Source organism: Aquabacterium humicola (genome assembly GCF_030167915.1).
Classification (GTDB): domain Bacteria; phylum Pseudomonadota; class Gammaproteobacteria; order Burkholderiales; family Burkholderiaceae_C; genus Pseudaquabacterium; species Pseudaquabacterium humicola.
Genome location: NZ_JARGNB010000001.1, coordinates 976,127 through 989,309, shown reverse-complemented (window position 1 = coordinate 989,309; position 13,183 = coordinate 976,127). Strand labels below are relative to the sequence as shown.

The 13,183-nt window shown below is 68.9% G+C and carries 10 protein-coding genes; all 10 read right to left on the bottom strand.

What is annotated here, in order from left to right; genetic code table 11:
• Nucleotide 1: 1 nt before the first annotated feature.
• The 10 genes from P1K89_RS04325 to P1K89_RS04280 all read right to left on the bottom strand — a co-directional run bounded on the left by P1K89_RS04325 (nt 2) and on the right by P1K89_RS04280 (nt 13,177).
• Nucleotides 2-997 (bottom strand): cytochrome d ubiquinol oxidase subunit II, encoded by a 996-nt coding sequence (locus P1K89_RS04325; RefSeq protein WP_284616309.1) that lies wholly within the window; start codon nt 995-997, stop codon nt 2-4.
• A gap of 5 nt (nt 998-1,002) precedes the next feature.
• The gene (locus tag P1K89_RS04320) at nt 1,003-2,412 is read right to left on the bottom strand and encodes a cytochrome ubiquinol oxidase subunit I (RefSeq protein WP_284615133.1); all 1,410 of its coding nucleotides are present in this window, start codon (nt 2,410-2,412) and stop codon (nt 1,003-1,005) included.
• A 45-nt stretch (nt 2,413-2,457) separates the two neighbouring features.
• Entirely contained in the window at nt 2,458-3,144 is a 687-nt protein-coding gene (locus P1K89_RS04315) for a DUF6781 family protein (protein WP_284615132.1), read from the bottom strand.
• Between the two features lie 10 nt (nt 3,145-3,154).
• The gene (gene phbB, locus P1K89_RS04310; RefSeq protein ID WP_284615131.1) at nt 3,155-3,901 is read right to left on the bottom strand and encodes an acetoacetyl-CoA reductase; all 747 of its coding nucleotides are present in this window, start codon (nt 3,899-3,901) and stop codon (nt 3,155-3,157) included.
• Nucleotides 3,902-4,030: 129 nt separating this feature from the next.
• Nucleotides 4,031-5,212, bottom strand: a complete 1,182-nt coding sequence (locus P1K89_RS04305; protein WP_284615130.1) for an acetyl-CoA C-acetyltransferase — start codon at nt 5,210-5,212, stop codon at nt 4,031-4,033.
• Between the two features lie 38 nt (nt 5,213-5,250).
• Nucleotides 5,251-6,798, bottom strand: a complete 1,548-nt coding sequence (locus P1K89_RS04300) for a PHA/PHB synthase family protein (RefSeq protein WP_284615129.1) — start codon at nt 6,796-6,798, stop codon at nt 5,251-5,253.
• 366 nt (nt 6,799-7,164) lie between these two features.
• Nucleotides 7,165-8,499 (bottom strand): NAD(P)/FAD-dependent oxidoreductase, encoded by a 1,335-nt coding sequence (locus P1K89_RS04295; RefSeq protein ID WP_284615128.1) that lies wholly within the window; start codon nt 8,497-8,499, stop codon nt 7,165-7,167.
• A 46-nt stretch (nt 8,500-8,545) separates the two neighbouring features.
• On the bottom strand, nt 8,546-9,889 hold the full coding sequence (locus tag P1K89_RS04290) for a dicarboxylate/amino acid:cation symporter (protein WP_284615127.1): 1,344 nt from the start codon (nt 9,887-9,889) through the stop codon (nt 8,546-8,548).
• 39 nt (nt 9,890-9,928) lie between these two features.
• The gene (gene lipA, locus P1K89_RS04285; RefSeq protein WP_284615126.1) at nt 9,929-10,870 is read right to left on the bottom strand and encodes a lipoyl synthase; all 942 of its coding nucleotides are present in this window, start codon (nt 10,868-10,870) and stop codon (nt 9,929-9,931) included.
• Between the two features lie 9 nt (nt 10,871-10,879).
• Complete coding sequence (locus P1K89_RS04280) at nt 10,880-13,177, bottom strand: NADP-dependent malic enzyme (RefSeq protein ID WP_284615125.1); 2,298 nt, start codon at nt 13,175-13,177, stop codon at nt 10,880-10,882.
• Between the last annotated feature and the right edge of the window lie 6 nt (nt 13,178-13,183).

Below are 13,183 nucleotides of genomic sequence, written 5' to 3'. Positions count from 1 at the left end.
GTCAGGCGTACTTCAGCTCGCTCGTCTTGCCGCGGAACACCCGGTACGAAAAGATCGTGTAGCCGGCGATCGCCGGCACCGCGATCAGCACGCCGACCAGGATCACCTTCAGCGCCGCCGGGCTGCTGGCCGCCTGCCAGATCGTCATGCGATCGATCACCACGAAGGGGTAGAGGCTGTAGGCCAGGCCCAGGAAGCCGAGCAGGAACACCACCACCAGCAGCACGAACGGCATCCAGCACAGCGGCCCGCGCACGAAGCGCGTGTGCAGCAGGCCGCGCACCGCCAGCAGCGCGAGCAGCGCCGTCAGCGGGATCGCCATCAACGCGATGATCTCGGGCAGCGTGAACCAGCGCTCGCGCACGGTCGCGCTGACCCAGGGCGTGGCCATCGAGATCAGCACCAGCCCGCCGACCATCGGCGCCCAGGCGATGCGCGCCCAGTGCACCGCCTTCTGCTGCAGCTCGCCGTCGGTCTTCATGACCAGCCAGGTGGCGCCCATCAGCACGTAGGCCATCGGCAGCGCCAGCGCGATCGCCGCAGCGAACAGCGGGTAGTTCCAGCCGGTGCCGAAGCCGCTGACGTAGCGCCCGAGCATCCAGCCCTGCGCCACCGAGGCCAGCGTCGAGCCGGCGAAGAACAGCCGGTCCCAGGTGCGCTTGTGCGTGTCCTTGGCCTTGACGCGGAAGTCGAACGCCGCGCCGCGCAGGGTCAGCCCGATCAACATCAATACGACCGGCAGGTACAGCTCCCCCAGCACCAGGCCATGCGCCTTCGGGAAGGCCACCAGCAGGATGCCGATGCCCAGCACCAGCCAGGTCTCGTTGGCGTCCCAGAACGGGCCGATGGAGGCGACCAGGATGTCCTTCTCGGCATCGGTGGCGCGGTGCATCAGCATGCCCACGCCCAGGTCGTAGCCGTCGCTGACCACGTAGATCAGCATCGAGGCGCCCATCAGCGCCATGAAGATCACCGGCAGCGCGTCGTCGAAGCTCATGGCGCTCATCCCACCCGCTCCTCGACCAGCGGCGCGGTGATCGCGCCGGCGGGCGTCACGGCCCGTTCCACCGCCTCGCGCTGCAGCACCTCCTCGGGTTTCTCGGCCATGTACTTCAGCACCGACAGGTAGGCGACGATCAGGCCCAGGTACAGCGCGACATACAGCGCCAGGCTCAGCCCGATCATCGACGGCGGCACGGTCGAGACCACGTCGGCCGTGAGCACCAGGCCGTGCACGATGTAGGGCTGGCGGCCGATCTCGGTGACGTACCAGCCCGCCACCGTGGCAACCCAGCCCGAGAACGCCATGCCGGCGAAGAGCCACAGCAGCGCCCGGGGCAGACGCGCCGGCTGCCACGCGGCGCGCCGGTACAGCCACCAGCCCAGCCAGCTGGTTCCGAGCATCGCCAGCCCGGTGCCGACCATGATGCGGAAGGCGAAGAACACCGGCAGCGGCGGCGGGTGCGCGCCGGGGAAGTCGTTCATGCCGCGGATCTCGCCATCGGCGCGGTGCGTGAGGATCAGGCTCGCGCCGTTCGGCACCGCGATCTCGAAGTGGTTGCGGCGCTGCGCCGCATCGGGGATCGCGAACAGCAGCAGCGGTGCGCCGCGCTCGGTCTGCCACACGCCTTCCATCGCGGCGATCTTGGCCGGCTGGTGCTTCAGCGTGTTCAGCCCATGCAGGTCGCCGACGACGATCTGCAGCGGCACCAGCACGGCCGCCAGCGTCAGGCCGGCGCGCATCACGCGGGGCGCCGAGCGCTGGCCGACGCCCGAGAGCACCTGCCACGCCGACAAGCCCGCCAGCAGGAAGGCGCAGGTCAGCGCCGAGGCCAGCACCATGTGGCTGAAGCGGTACGGAAACGACGGATTGAAGATCACGTCGAACCAGCTCTTCACGTGGTAGACGCCGTCGATGACCTCGTGGCCGGCGGGCGTCTGCATCCACGAGTTCAACGCCAGGATCCAGAACGCGCTCAGCGTCGTGCCGAAGGCGACGAAGAAGGTCGACAGCAGGTGCACCCGTTCGCTGACCTTGCCGTGGCCGAACAGCATCACGCCGAGGAACCCGGCCTCGAGGAAGAACGCCGTCAGCACCTCGTAGCCCAGCAGCGGGCCGGCGATGTTGCCCACGCGCTCCATGAAGCCCGGCCAGTTGGTGCCGAACTGGAAGCTCATCGTGATGCCGCTGACCACGCCGAGCGCGAAGGTCAGCGCGAACACCTTGGTCCAGAAGCGGTAGGCATCGAGCCAGCCCTGGGCCTGCAATGCATCGCCGCCGCGCCGCGTGCGCAGCCAGCGCCAGCGGAAGAACAGCAGCACCCAGCCCAGGCCGATGCTGATCGTCGGGAACAGGATGTGGAAGGTGATGTTGGCCGCGAACTGCACGCGTGCCAGGATCAGGGCGTCCATCGATGGGCTCTCTGCGCGGCCGCTGCCGGCCGCGCGGCTGCGATGTCAGGCCTTGCGCGAACGGCCCGGGGCTGCTGCAGCGCCGGCGGGCTGCAGCGCGTCGGACAAGCCGATCAGCACACCGCTGACGAGCGCGCTGTAGCCGTCGAGCATGGCCTGCGAGGCCCGCAGGCCCAGCGCGCGCCCGTCCTTCAGGCTCTGCTGCGCACCGTCCATCAGCTGCTCGACGGTGGCGCTGGCCAACGCGCCGGTGCCGGTGCCCTTGCCCTGCATCGACTGCAGCACACCGGCCCATGGCCCTTCGAGCGATGGCCCGGCGCCGGCCGCGGCCTTGCGCACCGCGGCGAACAGGCTGTCCTCCATCTTCTCGATGTCGGCCACCGCCTTCTTCAGCTGGGTCTCGCGCAGGCTCGCGCCCTGGTCGACCAGCTGCTGCAAGGCCTTGCGATGCGCCTGCACCGCCTGCGCCAGCGCTGCATCCATGCCGGCGAAGGCCTTGGCCAGCAGGCCCTCGATGTCGGCCTGCGGCAGCGTGCTGCCGGCGGCACCGGCCGAGGCCGCCTTGGCCACCGTGCCCAGCACCTGCCTGATGTTGGCCAGCGTCAGCTCGCGGCCCTGCAAGGCCTTCAGCGTGGCCTCGTTGACGGCCTTGCGCAAGGCTTCGCCCTGCCGGGCGCCGGCCTGCGAGAAGCGGGTGATCAGCGCGTCCTGATCGATGCCGTGTTTGATCATGGCTGCGGCCTCATTGCATGTGCTGGCCGCCGTTGATGGCGATGTTGGCGCCCGTCACGAAGGCGGCTTCTTCCGAAGCCAGGTAGATGATCAGGCCGGCCACTTCCTCGGGCTTGCCCAGGCGGCCGACCGGGATGTGCGGCAGGATCTTGCTGTCCAGCACGTCCTTCGGGATCGCCGTGACCATCTTGGTGCCGATGTAGCCCGGCGAGATCGTGTTGACGGTGACGCCCTTCCTGGCCACTTCCAGCGCCAGCGCCTTCGTGAAGCCGTGCACGCCGGCCTTGGCCGCCGAGTAGTTGGTCTGGCCGAAGGCGCCCTTGGAGCCGTTGACCGACGAGACGTTGATGATGCGGCCCCAGCCGCGCTCGGCCATCGCGTCGGCGACCTGCTTGCTCATGTTGAACAGGCTGTCGAGGTTGGTGCGCAGCACCGCGTCCCAGTTGACCTTGTCCATCTTCTTGAAGGTCATGTCACGCGTGATGCCTGCGTTGTTGACCAGCACGTCGATGGCGCCCAGCTTCTGCTGCACCACGGCCACCGCCTCGGCGCAGGAATCGAAGTCCGCCACGTCGCAGGGCACGGCCAGGATGTCGTAGCCGCGGGCCTTCATCTGCTGCAGCCACTCACCATGGGTCTTGTTGCCGGGCGAATACGTCACCGCCAGCTTGTAGCCGGCATCGACCATCTTGGTCGAGATGGTCTCGCCCAGGCCGCCCATGCCACCGGTGACCAGCACCACACGTTGTTTGCTCATTGCTCTACTCCGTTCGAGTGAAAAGTTGGATGCCTTGAACCAAGTGAACACCGCGGAACCGGCTCTGCCGGGCCGCTGGTGTTGCCCCCTTGAGGGGGGGCGGCCGAAGGCCGTTACGGGGGTGGGTGATCACGCGCGCTCGACCGCGAGCGCCACGCCCATGCCGCCGCCGATGCACAGCGAGGCCAGGCCCTTGTTCGCCTTGCGGCGGCGCATCTCGTGCAGCAGCGTGACGAGCACGCGGCAGCCCGATGCGCCGATCGGGTGGCCGATGGCGATGGCGCCGCCGTTGACGTTGATCTTGCTGGTGTCCCAGCCCATCTCCTGGTTCACCGCGCAGGCCTGCGCCGCGAAGGCCTCGTTGATCTCCATGAGGTCCAGGTCCTGCGCCGTCCAGCCGGCCTTCTGCAGGCACAGGCGCGAGGCCGGCACCGGGCCCATGCCCATGATCGACGGGTCCAGCCCGGCGCTGGCATAACCGCGGATCACCGCCAGCGGCTTCAGGCCCAGCGCCGCGGCGCGTTGCGCCGACATCACCAGCACCGCCGCCGCGCCGTCGTTGAGGCCCGAGGCATTGCCGGCCGTCACGCTGCCGCTCTTGTCGAAGGCCGGCCGGAGGCCGGCGAGGGCGTCGGCGCCGGTCTTGCGGTTGATGAACTCGTCGGCCGCGAAGACGATCGGGTCGCCCTTCTTCTGCGCGATGCTGAGCGGCAATATCTCGTCATTGAAGCGGCCGGCGTCCTGTGCCGCCGCGGCCTTCTGCTGTGAGGCCAGCGCCAACGCGTCCTGCGCCTCGCGGCCGATGCCGTACTTCTTCGCCACGTTCTCGGCCGTGGTGCCCATGTGGATCTGGTTGTAGACGTCCCACAGGCCGTCGGTGATCATCGAATCGATCAGCTTCCACTCGCCCATGCGGTTGCCTTCGCGCGAGTTCAGCAGCACGTGCGGCGACGCGCTCATGTTCTCCTGGCCGCCCGCGACCACGATCTCGGCGTCGCCGCACTTCACCGCCTGCGCGGCCAGCATCACCGCCTTCAGGCCCGAGCCGCAGACCTTGTTGATCGTCAGCGCGGGCACCGATTGCGGCAGCCCGGCTTTGATCACCGTCTGGCGCGCCGGGTTCTGGCCCGAGCCCGCGGCCAGCACCTGGCCCATGATCACTTCGGAGACGGCGTCGGCGGGCACGCCGGCCTTGGCGAGCAGCCCCTTGACGACGTGCGCGCCGAGCTCCGGCGCGGCGGTGCGGGCCAGCGTGCCGCCGAACTTGCCCACCGCGGTGCGTTGCGCGGCGACGATCACGATGTCGGTCATGTCATTCTCCTTCGGGGTTGGGAACTTGGAAGCGGCGTTCAGGCGGCCGCGGTCTTGACGTAGCGCCCGGGGGCAGCTTCGATGACGGGGAAATCGCGGTGGCCGGCCTGGCGCGGCGCGGCGACCAAAGCGCCGGCGTGCGCGCGCAGCCAGTCGATCCAGGCCGGCCACCAGCTGCCGTCGACCTGTTGCGCGCCATCCAGCCAGTCCGATGCCTCGGGCTGCAGCGCGCCGGTCCAGTGGTGGCGCTTGCGCTTGGCCGGCGGGTTGATCACGCCGGCGATGTGGCCGCTGGCGCCGAGCACGAAGCACGTGTCGCCGCCGAGCAGTTGCGTGCTGGCATAGGCCGTCTGCCAGGGCACGATGTGGTCCTCGCGCGAGGCATAGACGAAAGCCGGTACGTCGATCAGCGACAAGTCCACCGGCACGCCGCACTGCACCGTGCCGCCGGATTCGCGCAGCTTGTTCTCGAGGTAGGTCTGGCGCAGGTACCAGCAGTACATCGGGCCCGGCAGGTTGGTGTCGTCGCCGTTCCAGAACAGCAGGTCGAAAGCCGCCGGCGCCTGGCCCTTCAGGTAGCCGTTGACGACGTAGGGCCAGATCAGGTCGTTGGCACGCAGCGCGGCGAAGACCTGCGCCAGCTCACGCCCGCGCAACAGCCCGCCCTGGCCGATGCTGGCTTCACGCGCGGCCACCAGCCCCTCGTCGACCATCAGGCCGAGCTCGCCGGTGTCCGAGAAGTCGAGCATCGTCGTCAGCAAGGTCAGGCTGGCCGCGGGCTGCTCGCCGCGCGCGGCGGCCACCGCCAGCGCGCTGGCCAGCAAGGTGCCGCCGATGCAGAAGCCGAGCGTGTTGATGCGGTCTGCGCGACTGATGCGGGCCGCTACCGTCAAGGCCTGCAGAACGCCCTGCTCGAGGTAGTCGTCCCAGCCCAGCTGGCCCTGTTCGGGCCCGACATTGCGCCACGACACCAGGAACACGGTGTGGCCCTGCGCCACGGCATGGGCGACGAAGGAGTTCTCGGGCTGCAGGTCGAGGATGTAGAACTTGTTGATGCACGGCGGCACGATCAGCAGCGGACGTTCATGCACCTGCGCGGTCGCCGGTGCGTACTGGATCAACTGCATCAGCGCGTTCTCGAACACCACGCTGCCCGGCGTGGTGGCCAGGTTGCGGCCGACCTCGAAGGCCTGGTCGTCCGACATCGCGATGCGGCCGCGGCTCATGTCTGCCAGGAACAGCCGCGCGCCTTCGACCAGGCTCGCGCCGCTGCTGTCCAACGCCGTCTGCAGCGCCTCGGGGTTGGTGGCCAGGGCATTGGCCGGGCTCATCGCATCGACCACCTGGCGCATCGCAAACGCCCATTGCGCCTTGCTGCGCTCGTCCAGCGGCGCGGCGGCCAGCGCCTGGTTCATCCAGCTGCTCAATTGCAGGTAGCCCTGGGCCAGCGGTGCGAAACGCGGGTCCTTCTGCCACGCATCGGCGGCGAAGCGGCGGTCCGTGGGCGCGTGCGCTGCAGGGTTCAGCGCGCTGGTCCACAGACTCAGCCAGGTGCTCGGATCGAAGGGATTCGGCGGGGCGGTCATGTCGGTTACTCCACTGCGCTTCGCGTGACTTGACGCATGAAACGAGCGTGGGCGTTCGCCGTCGCATGCGTGCCACCGCGCAAGATCAGGCCGACGGGGCGCTCTGTTCCGCTCATGTCCCCCGGGCCGTCGCATGCCACGGTGTCTCTAGAGCCAAGGGCGCTGGGTGCCCGGCGTAGCGAAGTCAAGGAGGAGGGCCGGCCGGGATCCAGCCTGGGCATATCAGCGCCGTACGGCCCGGGGGACATGAGCGGAGCCGGGCACCCAGTGGCCTTGGCGCGCTCGGTGCCGGCATTCCCAACCCCAGCACGCGCTCCCTGCTGGCCTGATCCTTCAAGCGGCTGATGTCGCATCTCGGCGCCCCCTTCAATGCAGCTTGACGTGCGGCTCGGTGCGCCGCGTGATCAGGCGCGCCAGCGTGTCCAGCGCCATCTTCGGAAAGCCGTGCAGCGCGAGCTCGTGCATCTTGTAGAGCGACACGTACATCAGCCGCGCGAAGGCGCCCTCGATCATCAGGCTGCCACCGATCAGCCCGCCCATCATGTTGCCCACGGTGCTGAATTCGCCCAGCGAGACCAGCGAGCCGAAGTCGCGGTATCGGTACGGCTTCATGGGCTTGTTGGCCAGGCGACGCTTGATTTGCGCGGCCACGTGCGTGGCCTGCTGGTGCGCCGCCTGCGCGCGCGGGGGCACGAAACCACCCTTGCCGCCGTTGGCCTGCGGCCAGGCGCAGGCCGCGCAGTCGCCGATGACGAAGATGTCGTCGTCGCGCGTGGTCTGCAGGCTCGGCTTGACGAGCAGCTGGTTGCTGCGGTTGGTCTCCAGCCCGGCGATGTCCTTCAGGAAGTCGGCGGCCTTGACGCCCGCGGCCCACACCACCAGTTCGGCCGGCAGCACGCGCCCATCCGACAGCTGCACGCCATCGGAGCGCACCGCGGCCACCTTGGCGTTCGTGTGCACCTGCACGCCCAGCTTGCGCAGCAGGTCCTCGGTGGCCTGCGACAGACGCGGCGGCAGTGCCGGCAGCACCCGGTCGGCCGCTTCGATCAGGTTGACCTGGATGTCCTTGTCGGCATCGACGCGGTCCAGCCCGTAGGCCACCACCTCGCGCGTCGTGCGGTGCAGTTCGGCGGCCAGCTCCACGCCGGTGGCGCCGGCGCCGATGATGGCCACGTGCAGCTGCTCGGGCCGCAGCGGCGTGCCCTGGGCATGCGCGCGGATGCAGGCATTGACCATGCGGGCATGGAAGCGCTGCGCATCGGCCTTCGATTCGAGCTTCAGCGCGTGCTCGCCGACGCCCGGCGTGCCGAAGTCGTTGCTCTGGCTGCCCAGCGCCAGCACCAGCGTGTCATAACCGAACACACGATCGGGCGTGACCTCGCGCCCCTCGGCATCCCGGTAGGGAGCCACGCGCACCTCGCGCCGCTGCCGGTCCAGCGCAATCATTTCGCCGATGCGGAAGCGGAAGTGATGCCAGTGCGCCTGCGCCAGGTAGTCCACCTCGTGCGCGCTCAAGTCCATGCTGCCGGCGGCGATCTCGTGCAGCTTGGGCTTCCAGACATGGGTGCGGTTCTTGTCGATCAGCGTGACCTCGGCGCGGCCGCGCCGGCCCAGCGTGTCGCCCAGGCGGGTGGCCAGCTCGAGGCCGCCGGCACCGCCGCCGACGACGACGATGCGGTGCTTGGTGGCGCTGCTGTTCATGCGGCGGCTCCTGTCAACGAAGGCAGCGTCGGCATCGGCAGCCGCATCACTGCGCGGCGCGGGCGGGCATCTGGACCTCGGTCGCGTCGAGCACCTGCTCGGGCTCCTCGGCGATCGCGTCGGACTCCTGGTCCAGCATCCGTTGCATGCGGCTGGTGTCCAGGTCCTTGGTCCACTTCGCGACGACCACGGTCGCCACGCCGTTGCCGATCAGGTTGGTCAGCGCGCGCGCTTCCGACATGAAGCGGTCGATGCCGAGGATCAGCGCCAGGCCCGCCACCGGCACGTTGCCCACCGCCGACAGCGTGGCCGCCAGCACGATGAAGCCGCTGCCCGTCACGCCGGCCGCGCCCTTGGAGGTCAGCAGCAGCACCAGCAGAAGCGTCAGCTGCTGCGTCAGCGACATCGGCGTGTTGGTGGCCTGGGCGATGAAGACGGCGGCCATCGTCAGGTAGATCGAGGTGCCGTCGAGGTTGAACGAATACCCCGTCGGCACCACCAGGCCGACTACCGACTTCTTGGCGCCCAGGTTCTCGAGCTTGGCCATCATGCGCGGCAGTACCGATTCGCTGGACGAGGTGCCCAGCACGATCAGCAGCTCTTCCTTGATGTACTTGATGAACTTCCAGATCGAGAAGCCGTGCGCCCGCGCAATGCCGCCGAGGATCACGAAGATGAACAGCAGGCAGGTGATGTAGAAGGTCGCCATCAGCTGGCCCAGCTGCAGCAGCGAGGCCACGCCGTACTTGCCGATCGTGAAGGCCATCGCGCCGAACGCGCCGATCGGGGCCACCTTCATGATGTAGCCGACGATCACGAACAGCACGTGCGAGAACTTCTCGATGAAGTCGAACACCAGCGTGCCGCGGCCGCCGAACTTGTGCAGCGCGAAGCCGAACATCACCGCGAACAGCAGCACCTGCAGGATCTCGCCCTTGGCGAAGGCATCGACCACCGTGCTCGGGATCACGTTGAGCAGGAAGTCCGTGGTGCTGGCCATCTTGCCGGGGGCGGTGTAGGCGGCGATGCCCTTGGTGTCGAGCGAGCTGGCATCGATGTTCATGCCGACGCCGGGCTTGACGATGTTGATGATCAGCAGGCCCACCACCAGCGCGACGGTGCTGACGATCTCGAAGTACAGCAGGGCAAGACCGCCGGTCTTGCCGACCTTCTTCATGTCCTCCATGCCGGCGATGCCGACCACCACGGTGCAGAAGATGATCGGCGCGATGATCATCTTGATCAGCTTGATGAAGCCGTCGCCCAGCGGCTTCATCGCCGCGCCGGTCTGCGGCCAGAAATGGCCCAGCAGGATGCCGATGACGATCGCCGTGATCACCTGGAAATACAGGGACTGGTAAAAGGGCTTGGGTCGCGGATCGTGGTCCATCGCGGGTTCTCCTTCCGATGTGGGCAGTGATGTCAGGGTTCAGAGGCCGGCCGCGTGGGCCTGGCTGTCGGCGTGGTAGCTCGAGCGCACCAGCGGCCCGCAGGCCGCATGCGCGAATCCCATGGCCCGCGCCTTCTCGGCGAGGGCTTCGAACACCGGCGGCGCGACGTAGCGCTGCACGCTCAGGTTGCCCGGCCGCGGCTGCAGGTACTGGCCGACGGTCAGCATGTCGACGTCGTGCAGGCGCAGGTCCTGCAGCACCTCGATCACCTCGTCGTCGGTCTCGCCCAGGCCCAGCATCAGCCCGGACTTGGTCGGCACGTGAGGGCAACGCTGCTTGAAGGACTGCAGCAGTTGCAGCGAATGGCCGTACAGCGCACCCGGCCGCGCCTGTGCGTACAGCCGCGGCACGGTCTCGAGGTTGTGGTTCATCACGTCCGGCGGATCGGCCGCCAGGATGTCCAGCGCGATCGTCGCGCGGCCGCGGAAGTCCGGCGTCAGCACCTCGATGCGCGTGCCCGGCGACTGCTGCCGCAGCGCGCGGATGCAGGCCGCGAAATGCGCCGCGCCGCCGTCGCGCAGGTCGTCGCGGTCGACACTGGTGATGACGACGTACTTCAGGCTCAGGCGCGCCACCGTGTCGGCCAGGTGCTGCGGCTCCAGCGGATCAGGCGGCTGCGGCCGGCCGTGCGCCACGTCGCAGAACGGGCAGCGCCGCGTGCACAGGTCGCCCAGGATCATGAAGGTCGCCGTGCCCTTGCCGAAGCACTCGCCGATGTTCGGGCACGAGGCTTCTTCGCACACCGTGTGCAGGCCGCCCTCGCGCAGCAGCTGCTTGACGGCGCGGAAGCGCTCGGCCTGCGGCAGCGGCACGCGGATCCAGCCGGGCTTGGGCAAGGCGGGCGCCACCTCGACCTTGATCGGGATGCGCGCAGTCTTCGCCGCACCGCGTTGCGCGGTGGCGTTGGTGAGGTCGCTCATCACGGGCCTTCAGTCGATGGCGTGCGAGGCCGCGCGCTGCGAGCTCGCGTCGACCACCGCGAGTGCGGTCATGTTGACGATGCGCCGCACCGTCGACGACGGCGTCATGATGTGCACGGGCCGCGCCGCGCCGAGCAGGATGCCGCCGACGGTGATGCCGTTGCCGGCCGCGATGCGCAGCAGGTTGTACGAGATGTTGGCCGCATCGACGTTGGGCATCACCAGCACGTTGGCTTCGGTGCTCAAGCCCGAGTCGGGGAACTCGTGGTCCAGGATGGTCTTGGACAGCGCGGCGTCGCCACGCATCTCGCCTTCGATCGCCAGCCGCGGGTCGGCGGCCTTCACGAGGCCCAGCGCCTGCCGCATCTTCAGCGCCGAGGGCGCGTCCGAGCCGCCGAAGCTGGAGTGCGACAGCAGCGCCACGCTGGGCGTCACGCCGAAGCGGCGCACCTCCTCGGCGGCGAGCAAAGCGATCTCGGCGACCTGTTCAGCGCTCGGGTCGCGGTTGACGTGGGTGTCGCAGATGAAGAGCTGGCGCCCCGGCAGCATCAGCATCTGCATCGCGGCCAGCGTCTGCGAGCCGGCGCGCAGGCCGATCACGTCGCGCACGTGGCGCAGGTGCTCGGCATAACTTCCAAAGGTACCGCACAGCATCGCGTCGGCGCGTCCCTGGCGCACGAGCATCGCCGCCAGCAGGCTGCAGCGGCTGCGCATCTCGACACGCGCTACCGCACGCGACACGCCTTCGCGGCGCTTGAGTTCGTAGTAGTCGTCCGCCGCATCGCCGTAGACCGCCGGGTCGTGCAGGTTGACGAGCTCGCAGTCGATGCCCGGCTGCAGGCGCAGGCCGTACTCGGCCAGGCGGTGGCTGATGACCTCGGGGCGGCCCAGCAGCAGCGGCCGCGCCAGGCCTTCGTCGACCACCACCTGCGCGGCGCGCAGCACACGCTCGTCCTCGCCTTCGGCATAGACCACGCGCTTGGGCGCCCTCTTGGCCGCGGCGAACAGCGGCTGCATGCTGCTGCCGGACTGGTAGACGAACTGCGACAGGCGCTGGCGGTAGGCCGGCAGGTCGGCGATCGGCCGCGTCGCGACGCCGCTGTCCATCGCCGCCTGCGCCACGGCCGGCGCCACCACCTCGATCAGGCGCGGGTCGAAGGGCTTGGGGATCAGGTAGTCGCGGCCGAAGCGCAGGCCGCTGGCGCCGTAGGCCTGCGCCACCACTTCCGGGATCTCGGCATGCGCGAGCTCGGCAATCGCCCGCACGGCGGCGAGCTTCATCGCTTCGTTGATCGTCGTGGCGCCGGTGTCCAGCGCGCCGCGGAAGATGAACGGGAAGCACAGGACGTTGTTGACCTGGTTCGGGTAGTCCGAGCGGCCGGTGCCGATCACCGCGTCGGGGCGCGCGGCCAGCGCGTCCTCGGGCAGGATCTCCGGCGTCGGGTTCGCCATCGCCAGGATGATCGGATCGCGCGCCATCTTCTTGACCATCTCGGGCTTGAGCACACCGCCGGCCGACAGGCCCAGGAAGATGTCGGCGCCCGGAATCACGTCGGCCAGCGTGCGGGCGCTGGTGTCGCGCGCATAACGCGACTTGTTCGGGTCCATGCCCTCGGTGCGGCCCATGTAGACCACGCCCTTGGCATCGCTGACGAAGATGTTCTGGGGCTTCAGGCCCAGGCTCACCGCGAGGTCCAGGCAGGCCAGCGCGGCCGCGCCGGCGCCCGAGGCCACCAGCTTGACCTCGGCGATGTGCTTGCCCACGTGCTTCAGTGCATTGAGGATCGCCGCCGCGGCGACGATGGCCGTGCCGTGCTGGTCGTCATGGAAGACCGGGATCTTCATGCGCTCGCGCAGCTTGGTCTCGATGTAGAAGCACTCGGGCGCCTTGATGTCCTCGAGGTTGATGCCGCCGAAGGTGGGCTCCATGCGCGCGATGGTCTCGATCAGCGCGTCGGGGTTGTTCTCGGCCAGCTCGATGTCGAAGACGTCGATGCCGGCGAACTTCTTGAAGAGGCAGCCCTTGCCTTCCATCACCGGCTTGGCGGCCAGCGGCCCGATGTCGCCCAGGCCCAGCACCGCGGTGCCGTTGGTGATCACCGCCACGAGGTTGCTGCGGGCGGTGAGGTTGCCGGCTTCGCGCGGATCGTCGGCGATGGCCAGGCAGGCGTCGGCCACGCCGGGCGAATAGGCCAGCGACAGGTCGCGTGCCGTGGCCATCGCCTTGGTCGGGGTGACCGAGATCTTGCCCGGGGTCGGATAGCGGTGGTAGTCCAGTGCGGCTTCGCGCAGGGTGTCGTCGCTCATGTCGGT

Coding starts and splice junctions, on each gene's coding strand:
- P1K89_RS04325 (WP_284616309.1), bottom strand. CDS start 997: ATGAGCTTCGACGACGCGCTGCCGGTGATCTTCATGGCGCTGATGGGC.
- P1K89_RS04290 (WP_284615127.1), bottom strand. CDS start 9,889: ATGGACCACGATCCGCGACCCAAGCCCTTTTACCAGTCCCTGTATTTC.
- phbB (WP_284615131.1), bottom strand. CDS start 3,901: ATGAGCAAACAACGTGTGGTGCTGGTCACCGGTGGCATGGGCGGCCTG.
- P1K89_RS04315 (WP_284615132.1), bottom strand. CDS start 3,144: ATGATCAAACACGGCATCGATCAGGACGCGCTGATCACCCGCTTCTCG.
- lipA (WP_284615126.1), bottom strand. CDS start 10,870: ATGAGCGACCTCACCAACGCCACCGCGCAACGCGGTGCGGCGAAGACT.
- P1K89_RS04295 (WP_284615128.1), bottom strand. CDS start 8,499: ATGAACAGCAGCGCCACCAAGCACCGCATCGTCGTCGTCGGCGGCGGT.
- P1K89_RS04280 (WP_284615125.1), bottom strand. CDS start 13,177: ATGAGCGACGACACCCTGCGCGAAGCCGCACTGGACTACCACCGCTAT.
- P1K89_RS04320 (WP_284615133.1), bottom strand. CDS start 2,412: ATGGACGCCCTGATCCTGGCACGCGTGCAGTTCGCGGCCAACATCACC.
- P1K89_RS04305 (WP_284615130.1), bottom strand. CDS start 5,212: ATGACCGACATCGTGATCGTCGCCGCGCAACGCACCGCGGTGGGCAAG.
- P1K89_RS04300 (WP_284615129.1), bottom strand. CDS start 6,798: ATGACCGCCCCGCCGAATCCCTTCGATCCGAGCACCTGGCTGAGTCTG.